Here is a 19,417-nt window from a genome sequence, read left to right on the forward strand (position 1 = left end):
CTATCGGTTCCGCTTTGCAGCCGGCTTCGCGGGCTTTGCGGCCGCGCGGACCTTAGCCTTCACGACAGGCTGCACCCGCAACCCGTCGACGAACACGTCGAGCATCCGCAGCACCGAGGATTGCCAGCCGGGCTGGTCGTGCATGTAGCACATGCCGAAGAACGCGCGCAGCAAGTCCTCAGGACTTATGTCTGCGCGCATCGCGCCGGCCGCGGCTGCGCGATCGAGCAGCGAGCCGATCGCCTTGGTCAGGCGCTCAAAGGAAAAGGCATGCAACTCCGACCCGCTCTGCACCGCGAGTGCCAAGGCTGCGACCATGCCCTTTTTGGTGGCAACGAACTCGACGCCTGAGTGCAGCCAGCGCCTGAGCGCATCGACCGGGTCCCCGTTCTTCAACTGCTCGGCGAGCTCGCTGAGCTGTTCGACCTCGCGCCGGTACACCGCCTCGAACAAATCCTCGCGCGTCGGGAAATGCCGATAGAGCGTGCCGATGCCGACGCCGGCACGTTTTGCCACCGCCTCCAGGCTCGCCTCGGGACCACCCGCGTTGAACACGGCCTTTGCCGCCTCAAGCACGCGCTCGCGATTGCGCACGGCATCGGCGCGGGGCTTCCGGGTCTGGTCGGTGGTGTGGTCGTCCATCCACGCAATGTAGATCACGAATTGGTTAGATTGAACCCTTACGGGGCTGCATCGCGTTGATGCGCACGGGCTTTTGACGAATTCCAAATATTTCCCGCCGGCCCTTGTTAAGCGGAGGCTGCCTCCGTATCTTCGCTGAAGTCGTTGCCGATGTTCGGAGCGCATGTCGACGGCGGCCACGGCGGTGGCGCGCTGCGCGATCACTCATGTCCATATCTGATCGGAGCCTTATATGAACCACTCCATCAGCCTCACCGTGAACGGTGCGCGGCGCGACTTCGTCCTCGACGATCCGCGCGTCACGCTGCTCGATCTCCTGCGTGAGCGCCTCCATCTGACCGGAACCAAGAAGGGATGCGACCGCGGCCAATGCGGCGCCTGCACCATTCTCGTCGACGGCAAGCGCATCAACTCCTGCCTCGCGCTCGCGATCAGTCATGACGGCGCCGACATCCTCACAATCGAAGGCATCGCGCGCGGCGAGCAACTTCACCCCGTGCAGGCCGCCTTCATCGCCCATGACGGATTTCAGTGCGGCTTCTGCACGCCCGGCCAGATCATGAGCGCGATCGGCATGATGAGCGAGGCGCAGGCCGGCAACGATCCCGAGCGCATTCGCGAATGCATGAGCGGCAATCTGTGCCGCTGCGGCGCCTATGCCGGCATCGTCGATGCCGTGCTCGACGCGCAGGCCGGCATGGACGAATCCAACCAGAGGCGCTCCGCATGAAGCAGTTTGATTACGTCAGGCCGGCCACGGTCGCCGAGGCCGTCGCCGCCGCCGCGCAGCCGGGTGCCGCCTATCTCGCCGCCGGCACTAATCTGCTCGATCTGATGAAGGGCGGCGTCAGCCGTCCGGATCGTCTGGTTGACGTCACCCATCTCGACGGCCTCGATCGAATCGAGCGTCTCGCCGACGGTGGTATGCGTATCGGCGCACTGGTGAGCAACGCCAACCTTGCGCATGACGCCGACTTCGCAAAGTCCTATCCGGCCGTCGCCGAAGCGCTGCTCTCCGGCGCATCGGCGCAATTGCGCAATGCCGCGACCGTCGGCGGCAATCTGCTGCAACGGACCCGCTGCGCGTATTTCTATGACACCGCCAGCCGCTGCAACAAGCGCGAGGCCGGCAGCGGTTGCGACGCGCGTGACGGCGAGAACCGCACCCACGCCGTGCTCGGCTGGAGCGAAAACTGCATCGCAACGCATCCATCCGACTTCTGCGTACCCTTGGTCGCGCTTGACGCCATCGTCGAGATCGAAGGCAGGAGCGGGCGCCGCGAGATCGCGCTCGACGAACTTCATCGCCTGCCCGGAGATACGCCCGAGCGTGAATCGGCGCTTGAACCGGGGGATCTGATCGTGGCGGTGCGTCTGCCGCCCGCTGCGCGGGGCTTTGCCGCGCATGTGCGCTATCTCAAGGTCCGCGATCGAACGTCCTACGCGTTTGCCGTCGTCTCGGCTGCGGCCGCGCTGCGGATCGAGAACGGCAAGATCGCGGAGGCGCGGCTTGCGCTCGGCGGTGTCGCCGCAAAGCCCTGGCGCGCCCGCGCTGGGGAGGACGTGCTCAGGAACGTCGCGCCCACGGTGGACGCTTTCCAGGAAGCCGCCTCGCGCGCGCTCGCCGACGCAAAACCGTCCGGCGACAACGCCTTCAAGATCGAGCTCGCGCGCCGCATCATCGTGCGCGCGCTGAGCCTCGCTGCCGCCGGTACGCCCGTGCGCATCCCCGCGCTGCCGGCCTCTCCCTTTGCCTCGACGTCCGGAGCCATTCATGCCCGAACTTAATCTCACCAGCGCGCCCGTTCATCTGCGTCACGGCTCGAACATCGGCCAGCCGTTGACCCGCCGCGACGGGGTCCTCAAGGTCAAGGGCCAGGCGACCTACGCCGCCGACAATCATCCGCCCGGCATGCTGTTTGCGGTAATGGCCGTCGCCAGCATTTCGCGCGGCCGCGTGACCTCGCTCGATGTCAGCGCTGCCAAGCGCCACCCCGGCGTCGTCGATGTCATGACGTCAGACCACAAGCCTGAGCTCGCGATCGACCCCGAGATCAAGACCAATCCATTCGTATTCCGGATGGAGGTCCTGCAGAGCAACGAGGTCCGCTACGCCAACCAGCCGATCGCGGTCGTGATTGCCGAAACGCTCGAGGCGGCCACGGAAGGCGCCGCGCTGCTGGCGCCGCGCTACGAGACGCTGCCTGCGCTCATTGGGCTCGATGCGGGTGAAAGCTTCGTGCCGCCGGTCGTCGGCGTCGGCAACCCCACGGAAAATCATCGCGGCGATGTGGAGGCGGGACTTGCGTCGGCCGAGAAGCGTATCGACGCGGTCTACGAAACGCCGCCGCAGTATCACAATGCAATGGAGCCGCATGCGATCGTGGCTGCCTGGGATGGCGACAATCTGCAGATCGACATGCCGACGCAGGGTCTCATGCTGTCGCTGGCGCGTGTTGCCGAATTGTTCGGCATCGCGCACGACAAGATCCACATCCGCAGCCCGTTCCTCGGCGGCGGGTTCGGCTCGAAGGGACTCATGGCCGGCCCGCCGGTCCTCGGCATCATGGCGGCAAAGCTCGTCGGCAAACCGGTCAAGCTGGTGCTGCGCCGCGAGCAGATGTACGGCCCGGTCGGCCATCGCGCGCCGACGCGGCAGCGGCTGCGCATCGGCACCGATGGCGAGGGGCGCCTGACCGCGCTCGATCACCATGCGCGCACCGTGTCGAGCACATTCGACGATTTCTACGAGCCCGCGGCCGATGCCTCGCACACGCTCTATGCGGCACCTGCGATCCGCACCTCGCATGATGCCGTGCGTGTCAACACGGGTACGCCTTTGTTCATGCGCGCGCCCGGCGAGGCGACCGGCTCGATCGCTCTGGAAAGCGCGATCGACGAGATGGCCTGGGCCTGCGGCCTCGATCCGCTCGCCTTTCGTCTGAAGAACTATGCCGAGGTCGAGCCCATCACCGGCAAACCGTTCTCGTCCAAGGCGCTGCGGGCCTGCTACGAGCAAGGCGCTGCGCGCTTCGGCTGGGCGAAGCGACCGCTCCAGCCGCGGCAGATGCGCGACGATGATGGTCTTCTGGTTGGCTGGGGCATGGGCACCGCGACTTTCCCGGCGCTCATGTTCCAGGCCGAGGCACGTGCGGTGCTTCGCCGCGACGGTTCCGGCGCCATGGAGATCGGCGCGCATGACATGGGGCAGGGCGCCTGGACGGCGCTGGCGCAGATCGCGGCCGACGAACTCGGGCTTGATATCGACCGCGTCGAGTTCAAGGCGGGGACGTCCGACCTGCCCGATGCCGGCATTGCCGGCGGCTCCGCCCACACGGCAACCGCGGGTGCCGCGATCCACAGCGCAGGCGCGGCCGTGATTGCGAAACTCGCCGATCTCGCCACCAGCGATGAGCGCTCGCCGCTGTTCGGCGCCGCCAACGCCGGCGTGATCGCGCGCGATGGCAGGTTGATCCGGCGCGACGACGAGAGCCGCGGCGAAAGCTACTCCGAGATTCTTGCGCGCGCAGGCGTGGCCGAGGTCGAGGCGCGTGGCACCGGCGCGCCGAATCCGACGGCGATGGAGGAGTATGCGATGCACGCCCATGGCGCGGTGTTCGCGGAGGTGAAGGTCGATCCCGAACTCGGCCAGGTCCGCGTCACCCGCATGGTCGGCGCTTTCGCCGCGGGACGGATCGTCAACCCGCGCATGGTGCAGAGCCAGCTGTTCGGTGGCATGATCTGGGGCCTGTCCTTCGCCTTGCACGAGGAAGCCATCACCGACCGCCGCACCGGCCGGATCATGAACGCCAATCTCGGCGAGTACCATATCCCGGTGAATGCCGACGTGCCGCCGCTCGACGTGATCACGGTCGATGAGCACGATCCGCACGTGAACGCGCTCGGCATCAAGGGTGTCGGCGAGATCGGCATCACCGGCAGTGCAGGGGCAGTCGCTAACGCCGTCTGGCATGCGACGGGCGTGCGTGTCCGCCGCTTCCCGATCCGGATCGAGGAGTTGCTGACGTAGCCTTCAAGCAGCGGCGGGCGAGCCCGTCTCGCTCCCCGCCTGCTAGTGCAGCTTCTTGCGAAGAGCCTTGAGAGCCTCTCGCTGCGACTCGATGTAATTCGCGATGGTCTTGCGCAGCTCCTCCGAATGGAGCTTGTCGCTGTCGCGCTGCACTTCATCGAGCGCGGCCTCTGCATTTGCGAGCGTGATCTTCATAGCGAGCCCTGTTACGAAGCGGCTCCGGAAAGCGGAGGCTGCTTGGCTACGGCTTGAAACATATAGAGGATCAGGCTGCGGAAATTGAGATGGCTCAACCTCCGTAAGATACCGGTGGCTCCGTAGGATTGCGGACAACTTCAAAACGTCGGCGGTGTGCAGGCCGAGATCACCTCGCACGGCTTGCCGCCGACGCAGCGGAAACGATGCGGGCGACGGCTCTCGAAGTAATAGGCATCGCCCGGATTGAGGATGCGGCGCTCGTCCTCGACGGTGACTTCGAGCTTTCCTGAAATCACGATGCCGCCTTCTTCGCCGTCATGGACGAGGTGAACGCGTCCGGTGTCGCTGCCGGGCTCGTAGCGCTCCTTCAGGATCTGCAGGCTGCGACCGAACAGATTGTCGCCGACTTGCCGATAGGAGATCGGCTTCTTGCCGACCTCAGTCAGCTCTTCGCCGCGGTAGAAGATCTTGCGCCGGCTCTCGGGCTCCAGCGCGAAGAACTCGGCGAGCCCCATCGGGATGCCGTCGAGGATGCGCTTCAGCGCCCCCACCGACGGGTTCATCTGGTTGGATTCGATCAGCGAGATCGTCGAATTGGTGACGCCGGCGCGTTTGGCGAGTTCGCGCTGCGACAGCTTCTGGCGCGCCCGGATGAATCGCAGCCGTCCACCGATATCGACGCTCATGTCCCTGGCCCGTGTTGCAAGTGTTGCGGATCGCGCAAATATGAACCGGCGGGCCTAGTCAAATCAATGGCTTGCAGATCATCAGAAAAGGACTTGTTGCGCTTTTCAAGCCGTGCCTCTGGTACCAGGTCAGCAAAGGAGCGTGGCCCGTGACCCTTCATCAGATTCCGAACACGATCAAGACCGACTCGTTCTGGATGCCGTTCACGGCCAACCGGCAGTTCAAGAAGGCGCCCCGCCTGTTCTCCTCGGCCGAAGGCATGCACTACACCACTGTCGACGGCCGCAAGGTGATCGATGCCTCCGCCGGCCTCTGGTGCGTCAATGCCGGCCACGGCCGCAAGCAGATCGCCGCCGCCGTCGAGCGCCAGCTGATGACGCTGGATTTCGCACCGTCGTTCCAGATGGGCCATCCGCTGGCATTCGACTTCGCCGAGCGTCTGGCCGAGATCGCGCCGAAGGGCCTCGATCGCATCTTCTTCACCAATTCCGGCTCCGAGTCGGTCGACACCGCGCTGAAGATCGCGCTCGCCTATCATCGCGCCAACGGCCAGGCGAGCCGCACCCGCCTGATCGGCCGCGAGCGCGGCTATCACGGCGTCGGATTCGGCGGCACCTCGGTCGGCGGCATGGTCGCCAACCGCCGCGCCTTCGCCACCCTGCTGCCGGGCGTCGACCACATCCGCCACACCCACGATCTCACCCGCAACGCCTTCGCCAAGGATCAGCCCGAGCATGGCGCCGAGCTCGCCGATGATCTCGAGCGGCTGGTGGCCCTGCACGGCGCCGAGACCATTGCTGCCGTCATCGTCGAGCCGGTGCCGGGCTCGACTGCGGTGTTGCCGCCGCCGAAGGGCTATCTCCAGCGCCTGCGCGAGATCTGCGACAAGCACGGCATCCTCCTGATCTTCGACGAGGTCATCACCGGCTTCGGCCGGCTCGGCACGCCGTTCGCCGCCAATTTCTTCGGCGTCACGCCTGACATGATGACGACGGCCAAGGGCATCACCAACGGCACCATTCCCTGCGGCGCCGTGTTCGCGAGCCGCAAGGTTCACGACGGCCTGATGGTCGGCCCGGAGAACGCGATGGAGCTGTTCCACGGCTACACCTATTCGGCGCATCCGGTCGCCTGCGCCGCGGGCATCGCCACGCTCGACATCTACAAGGACGAAGGCCTGCTGACCCGCGGTGCGTCGATCTCCGAATATTGGCGCGATGCGCTGCATTCGCTGAAAGGCTTGCCCAATGTCGTCGACATCCGCAATTGCGGCCTGATGGGCGCGGTCGAGTTGTCGCCGCGTGACGGTACGGTCGGCGTGCGTGGCTACGACGTCATGGTCGACTGCTTCAATCGCGGGCTGTACTTCCGCATGAGCGGCGATAGCTTTGCGCTGTCGCCTCCGCTCATCGTCGAGAAGAGCCACATCGACGATATCGTGTCGATCCTCGGCGATGCCATCAAGCGGGTGGCCTGATAATTGCTCTCGCCGTTGCGGAGTTCCCTCTTGCAGCGGCGAGCGTGATGCCGCGGGAGTTTGACCAAGCGTGAAAGTTCTGATCCTCGGCAGCGGTGTCATCGGTGTCACCTCTGCCTACTACCTCGCACGTGCCGGCCATGAGGTGACGGTCGTCGACCGTCAGCCCGAACCGGCGCTCGAGACCTCCTTTGCCAATGCCGGCGAGGTGTCGCCCGGCTATTCCTCGCCCTGGGCCGGTCCCGGCGTACCGGTGAAGGCGGTCAAATGGCTGCTGATGAAGCACGGCCCGCTGGTGATCCGGCCGAAGCTCGATCCCGTGATGTGGGTCTGGCTGCTCAAGATGCTGCGCAATTGCACCAGCGAACGCTACGCGATCAACAAGAGCCGGATGATCCCGATCGCGGAATATAGTCGCGATTGCCTGCGCGACCTGCGCCGCGACATCGGCATTCAATATGACGAGCGCTCGCAGGGCACGCTGCAGCTGTTCCGCTATCAGGCCCAGCTCGACGGCACCGGTGAGGACATCGCCGTGCTCAAGCAATACGGTGTGCCGTTCGAGGTGCTCAGCCGTGAGGGCTGCATCGCGGCCGAGCCGGCTCTGGCGGGCGTGAAGGAGAAGTTCGCGGGCGGACTGCGTTTGCCGCAGGACGAGACCGGCGACTGCCACATGTTCACGCAGGCGCTGGCCAAGCATGCCGAAGCGCTCGGCGTGCGCTTCATGTTCAACACCAGCATCGACCGCATCGTCACCGACGGCGGGCGCGTCAGCGGCGTCGTGACCAGCGCCGGTATGTTGCAGGCCGACGCTTACGTGCTCGCGCTCGGAAGCTGGTCGTCGCGGCTGGTCGCGCCGCTCGATATTTCGCTGCCGGTCTATCCCGTGAAGGGCTATTCAATCACGGTGCCGATCAAGGACGCTTCCGGCGCGCCGGAATCGACCGTGATGGACGAGAGCTACAAGGTCGCCATCACGCGCCTCGGCAATCGCATCCGCGTCGGCGGCACCGCCGAAATCTCGGGCTTCTCGAGCCAGCTCTACGAGGCGCGGCGCGCCACGCTCGATCACTCGCTGACCGATCTGTTTCCGCGCGGCGGCGATCTCTCCAAGGCAACGTTCTGGAGCGGCCTGCGCCCGATGACGCCCGACGGCCCGCCCGTGATCGGCTCGACGCAGTACGCCAACCTTCACCTCAACACCGGCCACGGCACGCTCGGCTGGACCATGTCCTGCGGCTCCGGCCGCGTGCTCGCCGACATGCTGTCGGGCAAGAAGCCGGACATTGATGTGAGTGCGCTGACGGTGGACCGGTACAAGTACCGGTTCGGTTAAGACTCTATCCTCCCGTCATTGCGAGGAGCACTTGCGACGAAGCAATCCAGAGTGTCTCCGCAGTCAGAGTCTGGATTGCTTCGCTTCGCTCGCAATGACCGCTGCCGCTACCCCGTCCCCGTCACGCAATTTACCCACAGCACCACCGCCTTGGCATCCTCGGCCGGATTTGAAAATCGGTGCGGCCTCCGGCTTGCAAACCGAAAACTGTCGCCCGTCTTCAGCGACCATGTCTCGCTGTCCACCGTCAGCATCATCTCGCCTTCGAGCACGAGGCCGGCTTCTTCGCCGTCATGGGTGTAGAGTTCGTCGCCGGTGGAGCCGCCGGGCTCCAGATGTACCAGGAATAGATTGAGCCGGTTGTCGGCGCTGGCCGGGCTCAGCAATTGCTTCGACACGCCGGTGCGCCAGAGCTTCAGTTCGGGCCGTTGCAGCCCGCGCGTGACGACCTGATCTGACGCACCGTCGGCGTTCGGGCTCGCGCCGAACAGCGCGGCGATGCCGACGCCGAGCACGTCGGCGAGCGTGGCCAGCACGCGCAGCGACGGCGACGACAGGCCGCGCTCGATCTGGCTGAGGAAGCCGATCGACAGCTCCGTGCGCGAAGCGACCGTCTCGAGCGAGAATTGCCTGATCCGCCTGAGATCGCGGATGCGGCGGCCGACCGCGACATCCATCGCCGGCTCGCCCGCTTTGGCGATAGCCTTGGCTTTCACCTTCTTCGCCGGCTTTGCGCCGGCTGGCCTGCGCATTCTCTTGCCACCGCTCACGTCAAACCGCTTCCTTCATGTGCATGAAAACCGCTTGCAACGGCCGCGAAAGTGTGACCAAATTTTCATACTGGTGAAAATAGGCCGAAACGGCTTGGCCCGCAACGTCTGCGATGACGAGATCTGCGAGCGCCGCCATCGGCCGGGCCCAAGGGGGATGCGATGAAGCGTTTTGGTCTCGCCGCGGTCGCGGCACTCGCGATTGCCGCAGCAGCGCCGGCTTCGGCGCAGCAAGTGCTGAAGGTCGGCTCGACGCCGACAGGCATTCCCTTCACCTTCCTCGACACCAAGACCAATAGCATCCAGGGCATCATGGTCGATCTCGTCACCGAAGTGGGCAAGGATGCCGGCTTCAACGTGCAGATCGAGCCGATGCAGTTCTCGGCGCTGATCCCGTCGCTGACATCGAGCAAGATCGACATCATTGCGGCCGCGATGTTCATCACGGCGCCGCGCAAGGAGGTCATCGACTTCTCCGACCCGATCTACACCTATGGCGAAGGTCTCGTGATTCCCAAGAGCGACACCAAGGCCTACGCCACCCAGGACGATCTGAAGGGTGAGACGGTCGGCGCCCAGGTCGGCACCGCCTTCGTCGACGCGCTCAAGAAGTCCGGCCTGTTCGCCGACGTCAAGGCCTACGACACCATCCCCGACATCCTGCGCGACGTGAACACCGGCCGCCTCAAGGCCGGTTACGCCGACTATCCGATCCTCGCCTACAATCTGAAGCAGGGCGGCTTCCCCGAGGTGCGCCTGGTCGACGGCTACAAGCCCGTCACCGTCGGCTCGGTCGGCATCGGCGTGCGCAAGGGCGAGACCGCGCTGCTCGGCAAGATCAACGCCTCGCTCGTCAAGCTGAAGGCCAACGGCACCATCGACAAGATCCTCGATAAATGGGGCCTGAAGGCACAGGGTTGATCGCCAGCGGCCAATCGATGAAGGCTGATCGATGAAAGGCTTCTGGCACGACGCGGCCGAATTCTTCCCGATCCTGATGAGCGGCGTCGTGCTGACGATCGTCGTCACCATCGGCTCGCTGCTGCTCTCGACGGTGCTTGGCCTGGTCTGGGCGATGATGCGGGTCTCCGGCATCCGCGTCCTGTCGCTGCTCAGCGCCAGCCTGATCAACGTGATCCGCGGCATTCCGATCATCGTGCTGTTGTTCTACCTCTACTTCGTGATGCCCGATCTCGGCGTCACGCTCAGCGCGTTGCAGGCCGCGATCCTCGGGCTCGGCATCGCCTACTCGGCCTATCAGGCGGAAAATTTCCGCGCCGGCATCGAGGCGATCGACAAGGGGCAGATCGAGGCGGCGCAATCGATCGGCATGGGCTGGTGGCTGACCATGCGCCGGGTCGTGCTGCCGCAGGCGGTGCGCATCGTGCTGCCGCCCTATGGTAACGTCATGATCATGATGCTGAAGGATTCCTCGCAGGCCTCGACCATCACGGTCGCCGAGCTCGCCCTTCAGGGCAAGCTGATCGCGTCCTCGACCTTCAAGAACACCAACGTGTTTACGATGGTTGCGCTGATGTATCTCACCATGAGCATTCCGCTGATCCTGCTGGTCCGTCACTTCGAGAAGCGGGCCGGCAAGAAATGATCGAGCTGACCGACGTCCACAAGAGCTTTGGCGAGAACGAGGTGCTCAAGGGCATCACGGCGTCCGTCCAGAAGGGCGAGGTGGTCTGCATCGTCGGCCCCTCCGGCTCCGGCAAGTCCACCATCTTGCGCTGTATCAACGGTCTCGAAGGCTACGACCGCGGCGAGATCAGCGTCGAGGGATTGAAGGTCGACCGCGACGCGCCGTCGATCATGCAAGTCCGCACCCAGGTCTCGATGGTGTTCCAGCGCTTCAACCTGTTTCCGCACCGGACCGTGCTGGAGAACGTGGTCGAAGGTCCGCTCTATGTGAAGAAGGAGCCGCGCGCTTCCGCATTCGAGCGTGGCCGCGCGCTGCTCGCCCAGGTGGGCCTTGCTGAGAAAGCCAACGAACATCCGCCGCAGCTCTCCGGCGGCCAGCAGCAACGTGTCGCGATCGCGCGGGCGCTGGCGATGCAGCCCAAGGCCATCCTGTTCGACGAACCGACCTCGGCGCTCGATCCTGAATTGGTCGGCGACGTTCTCGGCGTGATGCGCAAGCTCGCCGACGACGGCATGACCATGGTCGTCGTCACCCACGAGATGGGCTTCGCCCGCGACGTCGCCGACCGCGTGCTGTTCATCGACGGCGGCGTCATCGTCGAGCAGGGACCGGCGAAATCGGTGCTCAACCAACCGCAGCATGCGCGGACGCAGGATTTTCTGCGCCGCGTGCTGCATCCGCTCTGATCGGTCTTCGCCATGACCACGCGCCTGCCTCTGCCGCCGTCTCTCTATGCCGACACCGCCGTTGCGCCGGTGGCCACGCCGCCGCTCGAAATCGATAAGACGGTCTCGGTCGCCATTATCGGCGGCGGCTACACCGGGCTGTCCACCGCATTGCATCTGGCGGAGCAGGGTGTCGAGGCACTGGTGCTGGAGGCGCAGGAGCCGGGCTGGGGCGCGTCCGGCAATAATGGTGGCCACACCAATCCGGGACTGAAGCACGACCCCGATCAGATCGAAGCCGATTTCGGCGCAGAGCTCGGCCGCCGAATGGTCGCGTTCTCCTACGGCACGACGAACTTCACCCACGATTTGATCCGCCGCTACCAGATCCCGTGCGAAGCACGGCAGAACGGCACGCTGCGCGCGGCTTATAACGAGGCGAGCGCCGCCGCGATCGAGACAACCGCACAGCAGTGCATCGCCCGTGGCATGCCGGTGTCGTACCTCAATCGCGAGCAATTGCGCGAGATGACGGGCACGGATCGCTACATCGGCGCCATGCTCGATACCCGCGGCGGCGATCTGCATCCGCTCAGCTATGCCCGCGGCCTCGCGCGCGCCGCGATCTCCGCGGGCGCGAAGGTGTATGGCGAAACACCCGCACTATCACTCCGTCGCGAAGGCAGCCGCTGGCGCATCGAGACGCCGCGCGCGGTGGTGCATGCCGACAAGGTGCTGCTCGCGACCAACGGTTTTACCGACGATCTCTGGCCGGCGCTTCGCCGCACCATCGTGCCGGTGTTTTCCTCGATCGCGGCCACGGCCCCGCTCTCTGACGAAGTGGCCCGTTCGATCATGCCGACGCGTCCCGTCCTTTACGAGAGCGGCCACATCACCGTCTATTACCGCATCGATCAGCAGAACCGCCTCTTGATGGGCGGCCGCGGCCCGATGCGCTGGATCGGTTCGCCGCACGACGTCGCCTATCTCATGCGATACGCCGAACGGCTATGGCCGCAGCTCAAGGGCGTTGCCTGGACCCATGGCTGGAACAGCCGGCTCGCCATCACCGCGGATCATTACCCACATGTGCACGAGCCCGCGGACAACATCCTGATCTCACTCGGCTGCAACGGCCGCGGCGTCGCGCTCTCGACGGCGATGGGCGCGCAGCTCGCGCGACGTCTGATCGGCGGCGCCAAGGCCGAGATCGACATGCCCGTCACCGGCATCAAGCCGATCCCGATGCATGCCTTCTGGCCGGTTGGCGTGACGACGGCAGTGATCGCTGGTCGCGTGCGCGACCGGCTGGGGATCTAAGCTCAGCCCTCCGCCACCGCGTCGGCCCAGGGCTGGAAGATCTCGACCGCGCCGGAATTGGTGTCGCCGTCGCGCATCACGACGCTCGGGCAGGCGAACTTCTGCGGCAAGGACTGCACCCGCGCTTCCTCATAGTCGAATCGCGCCGCGAGCGTCTCGCGTGTGTCCGCCGGCAACCTGGTATCGCCGATCACGATCGCGCCTTCGCTGGCGTCGATGCGCGGTTGGTGGATCGCGGCATCGAGATCCATGCCGAAATCCATCGCAAACGACACGATCTGCATCACCGACGGCAGGATGCGGCGACCGCCGGAGGCGCCGACCGCGAGCCGTCTGCCGTCCTTGGCCTCGGCGATGACAGGCGTGTAGTTGGTGAGACAGCGCTTGCCTGGGGCGAGCGAGTTGGTGGTGCCCGGCATCGGGTCGAACCACATGATGCCGTTGTTCATGGCGATGCCGGTGTGCGGCGTGACGTATTTCGAGCCGAAGGATGACAGCAGCGTCTGCGTCACCGCCGCGATGTTGCCGTGGCGGTCGACCACGGAGAAATGCGTGGTGCAGGCGGGCGCCAGATAGTCCGCGCCGAGCGAGCGCTTGCCGTCGGCATCCCCCATATGCTTGAGCCGCTCGCGATAGGCCGATTGCAACGCGGCGGCATATTCGGCGTAGGCGGCTGCATCGGGCGCGCTTCCCGGCTTCAGGTTCTGCTGCAACAGGCGCAGCGCATGCGCCATGGTCGGTCCGGCCGTCAGCTCCGGCGTCGCAAACACCTTGCCGCCGCGATAGGGGATCGCCAGCGGATCGCGCAGATGGGCTCGGAACGCGGCGAGGTCCTCCACCGATAGCGCGCCGCCGTCGGCCTTGATGTCGGAGGCGATGCTTCTGGCGAGGTCGCCCTGGTAGAAATCGCGCGGACCGGCGTCGGCGAGGTGCGCCAGTGTCGCCTTCAGCGCGTCCAGCGCCAGCCGCGTCTCGGACTTGATGCCCCATGGCGCGCTCGGCGGCAGGCCATCCTTCAGGAACGTGGCCGCGCTTCCCGGATAGCGCCGAAGATCGGCCGCCGATGCCGCGATCGTCAGCGTGGTCCACCAGTCGACCAGCAGGCCTTCACCGGCGAGGGCGACGGCCGGCGCGACGAGATCTTTCCATGGCAGCCTGGCGTGGCGGCGATGCGCCTCCTCCATGCCGGCGACGACCCCGGGCACGGCGATGGAGCCGGGGCCGTGGATATTGTGGTCGCCCTTGACCCGCTGCCAGGGAAACAGATCGGAAGCCGCGCCTTCGCCGCTGAGCGGATAGTCTGCGGTGCGCAGGCTTTGCGGCGCGCACATGCCGTAGTCGATCACCTCATAGCGATTTTCCGCGGCACGGTAGAGCACCATCGCGCCGCCGCCGCCCATGCCGCTGTTCCAGGGCTCCAGCACGTTGAGCGCGAAGGTGGTCGCGACGATCGCATCCACGCAGTCGCCGCCCGCCGCCAGCACTTGCGCCCCCACTTCGGCCGCCCGCCGCGATTGTGCGGCGACGATGCCGCCTTTGGATGTGACGGCGGGCTTGCGGACGGATTGGGCGTGGCTGAACTGGTGCGGCATGATGATGTCTGTGTGCTGTCTTGGTTGCGCTGAGCTCCGCAATTGGCGGAGCGCACGAAGAATGGCACATCGCCCCCACCGAGAACATCGAAAGGGCGACGCGGCATGGCTGGTGTGAAACAGGCGGGGGAGGCGCAGTCGGCAAGACGTAGATGCCAAGACGAGAATGCCCGGGACATAGGCGAGCGGAAGCGACGCCGTCCTTCGGACGGCTATGCCCGGGCATGACGCATTGAGAAACCGATCAGTGGGAAGCAGGAGCCGCAGGGCTCAGCGCGCGCGATCCAGCCGGCTGGCCTGATACTTGGCGTGCCATTTCGGGCCAGGCCCGCGCATGTAGTGGAGCTCGGGGCGGTAGGGATTGCCCGCGACCCGCATCAGCGTCTGCCATTTGCTGGCGATGAAGTTCAGGGGCTGGCGGAGCAGGGTCAGTGACGCGAGCAACATGGCATCACCTCAGTGCGGCTTGCCGAGCATGGCAGTGAAGGGGAGATCGAAGATCTCCTCGCCATCGGAGCCGCTGACATGGATCACCCAGTCGCGCCAATCCTCAGCGCCGGGCGTCAGGATCATCGCGTTCATGATCTGGGCGGCACGGTCGCGCGCCTCGGTCAGGTTGGTCACGGCTGTGCCGCTGCGATCGATCAGCGTGCCGTCCAAGTTGGAGCAGTGAAAATAGACCTGGACCATATGCGTCTCCTATTGGGAGCGATTGGGACGGCAAACCGATACCATTCCAAGCCTTCGCGAAACATTCGGGTCGAGCCCGGTAAGGGAATCTACGGAGATTGGTCGGCGCCAAGCCCCCTGCCGGTTTGATCACAAGGGGGTGTTGATCAACTGGACGGCATTCCCACGGCATGGAACAACCCTGGACGGAAAGTCCGGGAGGCGCCGTGAACCACCTCACATTCTGGCGTGAAAGCCGAAGCCTGCGCGCATGCGCGGGCGCCTTGGTGGTCCTCCTGACCCTCACCTCGGTAGGCTCATCAGAACCGGTCCGCAAGAGCGGCTATGCGATCGGCACGGAGACCTGTGGCAGTGTCGATCTGGCTTTTCCCAGAATCCAGATCGACATGAAGGCGGGATTTTGCGCCGGCCTCGTCGCCAGCGAGGAGGATCGGCTGAAATTCCCGCGCTCGATCATCCAGGTGCCCGGTCGTGACCTGTTCGTGGTCGCCGACATGGCGGGCTGGGGCCATACCGATGGTCGGCTGCTGTTGCTCGACCCGCGCGCGCCCCAGGGACAGCGGTTCAAGGAGCTGCTGACTGCAATCGAATATCCGTTCGGTCTCGTGATCGGCCCGGACAAGAAGCTCTATGCCTCGAGCACGGAGACGATCTTCCGGTTCGATCCGCTCGCCGACAATCCGCGCGACACGGTCGAGACCATCGTCCGTCACATGCCCGGCCGCCGGGTCACATTGCCCGATGGCACAAAGCTCGACGAGAGCGCGCATCCACTCAAGCAGTTTGTCTTTGATAAGAACGGCCGGCTGTTCGTCAACATCGGCTCGCACAGCGACGACTGCATCACGCCGGCGCCGATCACGAGATCTTGCGCGGCGGCCGAGGGCGCTTCCGCGATGGCGTCGATCTGGCTGTTCACGCCGCCCCCGGGCGGTATCTTTCCGGCGTTGAAGCCTGGCGAGACCGACCCGCCGCACAGCGTCTATGCGCGCGGCCTGCGCAACTCGATGGCGCTGGCACTGCATCCGAACTTCCCCGATGCGGGCTATGCTTTCCTGCAAGGCGAGAACGGCCGCGACCTGCCCGATATTTTCAAGCCGAACGAGGAGATCAACGCGATCGAGCCGGGCAGGCATTACGGCTGGCCTTATTGCTACGATCTGTCGACGCCCAGTCCCGAATTCAGGATCGTGTTGCAGTCGGGGGTCTACAAAGCGCTGTGCACCGCCAACGCTCTCTACAAGGCGCCGTTCTCGCTGCTGCCACCGCACGGCGCGCCGCTCGCGATGCTTTATTATCACGGGGCGAAATTTCCGGAGCTCGAAGGCAAGCTGCTGGTTAGCCTGCATGGCTATCGCCCGACCGGCAGCCGCGTCATCGTCTATGACGTCGACGACCACGGCTTCCCGAAGCCCGTCCCGGCGCCGGTGTCTTATCACGTCAGCTGCGCGGCCGATCCGACCCACAGCTTTCAGACCGAGGGCGGCGACGTCGCCGCCGCGCCGTTCGACGAACTGATCGCAGGCTGGCACCGCGTCAACGGCGCCCGGCCGCAAGGCGCCCCGGTCGGCATGACGGTCGCGGAGGACGGCGCCATCTGGCTGGTCGAGGACAAGAACCAGACCGTGATCCGGATCGACCGCGCCGCGGGCGATGCGCCGCCGCCGTTGCCCTGCGACATGCGGAGCCAGGCGCTGATCGATCAACTGGCGGTCTTCGTGGCCAGGGACGCGCCGAACAGCGTCCGGCTCACCAATTTGCGCAAGGGCCTCGTCGAAAAGCATTGCGTCGGCTGTCACTCGGATTTCGGCCTGAAGCCGGGCCTATCGGACGCTCAGAAGGACGCGACGGTGCTTCGCTTCATGCTGTCGCAGGATGGCTGGGTCTATCCTGGTGATCCCGACTCCGGCAAGTTGCGCACGCGGCTTCGCGGGTTAGGCGCGGAGAAGCTGATGCCGCCGGGTGGCGAAGGCCTGCCGAATGCCGAGCCTGGTTACACGCGCCTGCTCGACAGGGCGGATCTGCTGGTGTCAAAAATGGTTCCAGGCCTCCGGATGCGGATCAGGTCCGGCCCGCCGCAGCGCAAGTTCTTTGGCAAAACCAACAAGGAATGCGGCGAAATACCGGCCGCCAAGGTCGTCGTCGTGACACAAAGGAACGCTGTAGACAAACCCGGCTTCAGCCGCTTCTTCCGGCCGGCCGATCCCTATCTGAATGGCGAGTGCAGCGACGGCGATGGCTATTACATCCGGCAGGAATTTCTGGTGCCTGTGCAGTAGCGTTGTTCTCGTCCTTGCGACGGCGCCGGCCCGAGCAGAAACAAAACTGTTCGAAAGCGTGCAGGTGACGCCATCAGGCGAATACACCTTCGGCATCGAAGGGCCGGCCGCCGATCTCGACGGCAATCTCTTCGTCGTCAATTTCGGCAAGCCCGGCACCATCGGCAAGTTGCCTGTCGGCGGCGCGGTGTCCGAGCCGTTCACGGCTTTGCCCGAGGGCAGCGTCGGCAATGCCATCCGCTTCGCGCGCGACGGCACCATGTTCATCGCCGACTACAAGAAGCACAACATCTTCGCGATCCCGAAGGGATCGACCGAGCCCGCCATCTGGTTTCACTCCGACGAGATGAACCAGCCCAACGACATCACCATCGCCCGCGACGGCACGATCTACGCGAGCGATCCGAACTGGAAAGGTCGCGAAGGCCACATCTGGCGTATCGCGAAGGGAACCGACGGAACGGTGCAGGGACAGCTCATGTCGGCGCCGCGCGCGATGGGCACCACCAACGGCATCGATCTCAGCCCTGATGACAAGACGCTCTATGTCGGGGAATCCAGCAGCGGCCAGATCTGGTCCTACACGGTCGGCGGCAACGAGCTCACCAATCCAAAACTCGTCAAGGCGTTTCAGCCCGACACCGTCGACGGCCTGCGCACCGACGTGGACGGCCGCCTCTACGTCGCGCGCATCCTCAAGGGCACGATCACGTTGATGAAGGCCAATGGCGCGGTCGAGCGGGAGATCGCGCTGAGGGCGAAGGAGCCGACCAATCTTGCCTTCGGCGGCCGCGACGGCAAGACGATCTTCGTCACCCAGCGTCAGGGCGGCTTCGTCGAGGCTTTCCGCACCGACCAGGAGGGCCGCGAGCACTGCCTTCAGCGCGGGCGCTGCTAAGCTTCACGAGCGATCTGCTTGCGGCGCAGGGCGGTGTGAGAGGGGCGGCATTCTTCTTGCTTGCATCTCTCCGCCGAGGGGATTTAGACATCTGTGGCACCGTCAAAGCGACCACGGAGTGTTCGAGTGAAAGCCGTCCATACCGAACTGCACCGCAGCCACGATCCGCAATTCTTCCTGGTTCGCGGCGTGGTCAAGCGCACCACCGAGCAGCCCGAGCGTGCCGACCGCCTGCTTAAGGGGCTCAAGGACGGCAAGCATCAACTGGTCGAGCCCAACACATTCGGGCAGGGGCCGCGTGCGCGCATCCATAGCCCCGAATATCTGTCGTTCCTGAGCGAGGCCTGGGAGGCCTGGACCGCGCTCGGCGATTCCGGCCCGGAGATGATCGGCAATATCCATCCGGTGCGCCATGCCGCGACCTATCCCACCCATATCACCGGCAAGCTCGGCTGGCACACCGCCGACACCGCGGCGCCGATCGGCCCCGGCACCTGGGCCGCGGCCTGCGCTGCGACCGACGTTGCGGTCACCGCGGCACAGATGGTGATGGACGGCGAGGATGCGACTTATGCGCTCTGCCGGCCGCCCGGCCATCACGCCTATCGCGACATGGCCGGCGGCTTCTGCTTCCTCAACAACAGCGCGATCGCGGCAGCACATCTGCGGCAGAGGCACGAGCGTGTCGTGATCCTCGACGTCGACGTCCACCACGGCAACGGCACGCAAGGCATCTTCTACGCGCGGCCGGACGTCTACACGGTCTCGATCCATGCCGATCCCGTCGCGTATTATCCTTACGTGTGGGGCTACGCGCATGAGCGCGGCGAAGGTCCCGGCCTCGGCGCCAACCTCAACATTCCCCTGGCGATCGGCACCGGCGATGACGGCTACATCCAGGCGATGGACGTCGCACGCAAGGCGATCGAGTCCTTTGCGCCCGGCGCCCTCGTCATCGCGCTCGGCCTCGACGCCTCCGAGCACGATCCGCTGAAGGGTCTCGCCGTCACTACGCCCGGCTTCCGCCGCATCGGACAGGCCATCGCGAAGATGGGCTTGCCGACGGTGTTCGTGCAGGAGGGCGGCTATCTCTCGGATATTCTCGGCGCGAATTTGACCTCGGTGCTGGCCGGATTCGAAGAGGCGCGGTGATGCTCGCTGAGTAGCCCATCATTCTCCGTCATT

The 19,417-nt window shown here is 65.2% G+C and carries 19 protein-coding genes; 12 read left to right on the top strand and 7 right to left on the bottom strand.

Annotation, left to right across the window (positions count from 1 at the left end; genetic code table 11):
- Positions 1-642, bottom strand: coding sequence for a TetR/AcrR family transcriptional regulator (locus IVB45_RS07345; RefSeq protein ID WP_247357266.1), 642 nt, complete (start codon positions 640-642; stop codon positions 1-3).
- 232 nt (positions 643-874) lie between these two features.
- Between IVB45_RS07345 and IVB45_RS07350 the strand changes: the two genes are divergently transcribed.
- From IVB45_RS07350 to IVB45_RS07360, 3 genes are read left to right on the top strand one after another with little or no spacing between them, the layout of a single operon-like run.
- On the top strand, positions 875-1,372 hold the full coding sequence (locus IVB45_RS07350) for a (2Fe-2S)-binding protein (RefSeq protein WP_247357236.1): 498 nt from the start codon (positions 875-877) through the stop codon (positions 1,370-1,372).
- Complete coding sequence (locus IVB45_RS07355; protein WP_247357235.1) at positions 1,369-2,430, top strand: xanthine dehydrogenase family protein subunit M; 1,062 nt, start codon at positions 1,369-1,371, stop codon at positions 2,428-2,430. Before IVB45_RS07350 ends, IVB45_RS07355 begins: the two co-directional genes overlap by 4 nt.
- Entirely contained in the window at positions 2,417-4,672 is a 2,256-nt protein-coding gene (locus IVB45_RS07360) for a xanthine dehydrogenase family protein molybdopterin-binding subunit (RefSeq protein ID WP_247357234.1), read from the top strand. The genes IVB45_RS07355 and IVB45_RS07360 overlap by 14 nt, the downstream gene beginning before the upstream one ends.
- 42 nt (positions 4,673-4,714) lie before the next feature.
- On the opposite strand, the gene IVB45_RS07365 is transcribed toward IVB45_RS07360, so the two are convergent.
- Together IVB45_RS07365 and IVB45_RS07370 are read right to left on the bottom strand one after the other, a co-directional pair.
- The gene (locus tag IVB45_RS07365; protein WP_197031157.1) at positions 4,715-4,867 is read right to left on the bottom strand and encodes a hypothetical protein; all 153 of its coding nucleotides are present in this window, start codon (positions 4,865-4,867) and stop codon (positions 4,715-4,717) included.
- Between the two features lie 140 nt (positions 4,868-5,007).
- Positions 5,008-5,556, bottom strand: coding sequence for a cupin domain-containing protein (locus tag IVB45_RS07370; protein ID WP_007606338.1), 549 nt, complete (start codon positions 5,554-5,556; stop codon positions 5,008-5,010).
- A gap of 149 nt (positions 5,557-5,705) precedes the next feature.
- On the opposite strand from IVB45_RS07370, the gene IVB45_RS07375 reads away from it, so the two are divergent.
- Together IVB45_RS07375 and IVB45_RS07380 are read left to right on the top strand one after the other, a co-directional pair.
- A complete protein-coding gene (locus IVB45_RS07375; protein WP_007600575.1) occupies positions 5,706-7,034 on the top strand; it encodes an aspartate aminotransferase family protein in 1,329 nt (442 codons plus the stop codon).
- A gap of 70 nt (positions 7,035-7,104) precedes the next feature.
- Positions 7,105-8,370 (top strand): D-amino acid dehydrogenase, encoded by a 1,266-nt coding sequence (locus tag IVB45_RS07380; protein ID WP_247357233.1) that lies wholly within the window; start codon positions 7,105-7,107, stop codon positions 8,368-8,370.
- A gap of 107 nt (positions 8,371-8,477) precedes the next feature.
- Here IVB45_RS07380 and IVB45_RS07385 read toward each other — a convergent pair whose 3' ends face one another.
- Positions 8,478-9,122, bottom strand: a complete 645-nt coding sequence (locus tag IVB45_RS07385) for an XRE family transcriptional regulator (protein ID WP_247357232.1) — start codon at positions 9,120-9,122, stop codon at positions 8,478-8,480.
- Between the two features lie 180 nt (positions 9,123-9,302).
- Between IVB45_RS07385 and IVB45_RS07390 the strand changes: the two genes are divergently transcribed.
- The 4 genes from IVB45_RS07390 to IVB45_RS07405 are packed head-to-tail and all read left to right on the top strand — an operon-like array spanning position 9,303 to position 12,773.
- Entirely contained in the window at positions 9,303-10,061 is a 759-nt protein-coding gene (locus IVB45_RS07390; protein WP_247357231.1) for an ABC transporter substrate-binding protein, read from the top strand.
- 31 nt (positions 10,062-10,092) lie between these two features.
- Positions 10,093-10,746 (top strand): amino acid ABC transporter permease, encoded by a 654-nt coding sequence (locus IVB45_RS07395; protein WP_007600584.1) that lies wholly within the window; start codon positions 10,093-10,095, stop codon positions 10,744-10,746.
- Positions 10,743-11,474 carry an amino acid ABC transporter ATP-binding protein gene (locus IVB45_RS07400; protein WP_247357230.1) on the top strand — a complete coding sequence of 244 codons (732 nt, stop codon included), beginning with the start codon at positions 10,743-10,745 and terminating at the stop codon, positions 11,472-11,474. Before IVB45_RS07395 ends, IVB45_RS07400 begins: the two co-directional genes overlap by 4 nt.
- A gap of 12 nt (positions 11,475-11,486) precedes the next feature.
- Positions 11,487-12,773 carry an FAD-binding oxidoreductase gene (locus tag IVB45_RS07405; protein WP_247357229.1) on the top strand — a complete coding sequence of 429 codons (1,287 nt, stop codon included), beginning with the start codon at positions 11,487-11,489 and terminating at the stop codon, positions 12,771-12,773.
- Between the two features lie 2 nt (positions 12,774-12,775).
- Here IVB45_RS07405 and IVB45_RS07410 read toward each other — a convergent pair whose 3' ends face one another.
- The 3 genes from IVB45_RS07410 to IVB45_RS07420 form a co-directional block, all read right to left on the bottom strand.
- The gene (locus IVB45_RS07410; RefSeq protein WP_247357228.1) at positions 12,776-14,365 is read right to left on the bottom strand and encodes a gamma-glutamyltransferase; all 1,590 of its coding nucleotides are present in this window, start codon (positions 14,363-14,365) and stop codon (positions 12,776-12,778) included.
- A 270-nt stretch (positions 14,366-14,635) separates the two neighbouring features.
- Positions 14,636-14,812: a hypothetical protein gene (locus IVB45_RS07415; RefSeq protein WP_247357227.1), complete on the bottom strand. Its 177-nt coding sequence runs from the start codon at positions 14,810-14,812 to the stop codon at positions 14,636-14,638.
- Between the two features lie 9 nt (positions 14,813-14,821).
- A complete protein-coding gene (locus IVB45_RS07420) occupies positions 14,822-15,055 on the bottom strand; it encodes a hypothetical protein (RefSeq protein ID WP_007606355.1) in 234 nt (77 codons plus the stop codon).
- Positions 15,056-15,261: 206 nt separating this feature from the next.
- Here IVB45_RS07420 and IVB45_RS07425 point away from each other — a divergent pair, with 206 nt between their 5' ends.
- From IVB45_RS07425 to IVB45_RS07435, 3 genes are all read left to right on the top strand, one after another.
- Entirely contained in the window at positions 15,262-17,334 is a 2,073-nt protein-coding gene (locus tag IVB45_RS07425; protein ID WP_247357226.1) for a PQQ-dependent sugar dehydrogenase, read from the top strand.
- Positions 17,291-18,232 (top strand): SMP-30/gluconolactonase/LRE family protein, encoded by a 942-nt coding sequence (locus tag IVB45_RS07430; RefSeq protein WP_247357225.1) that lies wholly within the window; start codon positions 17,291-17,293, stop codon positions 18,230-18,232. Before IVB45_RS07425 ends, IVB45_RS07430 begins: the two co-directional genes overlap by 44 nt.
- Before the next feature lie 126 nt (positions 18,233-18,358).
- A complete protein-coding gene (locus tag IVB45_RS07435) occupies positions 18,359-19,384 on the top strand; it encodes a histone deacetylase family protein (RefSeq protein ID WP_247357224.1) in 1,026 nt (341 codons plus the stop codon).
- Positions 19,385-19,417 lie beyond the last annotated feature (33 nt).

It is taken from the genome of Bradyrhizobium sp. 4, assembly GCF_023100905.1.
In the GTDB taxonomy this organism is placed as follows: Bacteria; Pseudomonadota; Alphaproteobacteria; order Rhizobiales; family Xanthobacteraceae; genus Bradyrhizobium.

Excerpts from the sequence above, each read along its gene's own strand:
- IVB45_RS07390 (WP_247357231.1), top strand. The coding sequence starts at position 9,303 with ATGAAGCGTTTTGGTCTCGCCGCGGTCGCGGCACTCGCGATTGCCGCA.
- IVB45_RS07385 (WP_247357232.1), bottom strand. The coding sequence starts at position 9,122 with ATGCGCAGGCCAGCCGGCGCAAAGCCGGCGAAGAAGGTGAAAGCCAAG.
- IVB45_RS07345 (WP_247357266.1), bottom strand. The coding sequence starts at position 642 with ATGGACGACCACACCACCGACCAGACCCGGAAGCCCCGCGCCGATGCC.
- IVB45_RS07360 (WP_247357234.1), top strand. The coding sequence starts at position 2,417 with ATGCCCGAACTTAATCTCACCAGCGCGCCCGTTCATCTGCGTCACGGC.
- IVB45_RS07395 (WP_007600584.1), top strand. The coding sequence starts at position 10,093 with ATGAAAGGCTTCTGGCACGACGCGGCCGAATTCTTCCCGATCCTGATG.
- IVB45_RS07410 (WP_247357228.1), bottom strand. The coding sequence starts at position 14,365 with ATGCCGCACCAGTTCAGCCACGCCCAATCCGTCCGCAAGCCCGCCGTC.
- IVB45_RS07355 (WP_247357235.1), top strand. The coding sequence starts at position 1,369 with ATGAAGCAGTTTGATTACGTCAGGCCGGCCACGGTCGCCGAGGCCGTC.
- IVB45_RS07405 (WP_247357229.1), top strand. The coding sequence starts at position 11,487 with ATGACCACGCGCCTGCCTCTGCCGCCGTCTCTCTATGCCGACACCGCC.
- IVB45_RS07430 (WP_247357225.1), top strand. The coding sequence starts at position 17,291 with ATGGCTATTACATCCGGCAGGAATTTCTGGTGCCTGTGCAGTAGCGTT.
- IVB45_RS07365 (WP_197031157.1), bottom strand. The coding sequence starts at position 4,867 with ATGAAGATCACGCTCGCAAATGCAGAGGCCGCGCTCGATGAAGTGCAG.
- IVB45_RS07350 (WP_247357236.1), top strand. The coding sequence starts at position 875 with ATGAACCACTCCATCAGCCTCACCGTGAACGGTGCGCGGCGCGACTTC.
- IVB45_RS07415 (WP_247357227.1), bottom strand. The coding sequence starts at position 14,812 with ATGTTGCTCGCGTCACTGACCCTGCTCCGCCAGCCCCTGAACTTCATC.
- IVB45_RS07400 (WP_247357230.1), top strand. The coding sequence starts at position 10,743 with ATGATCGAGCTGACCGACGTCCACAAGAGCTTTGGCGAGAACGAGGTG.
- IVB45_RS07420 (WP_007606355.1), bottom strand. The coding sequence starts at position 15,055 with ATGGTCCAGGTCTATTTTCACTGCTCCAACTTGGACGGCACGCTGATC.
- IVB45_RS07370 (WP_007606338.1), bottom strand. The coding sequence starts at position 5,556 with ATGAGCGTCGATATCGGTGGACGGCTGCGATTCATCCGGGCGCGCCAG.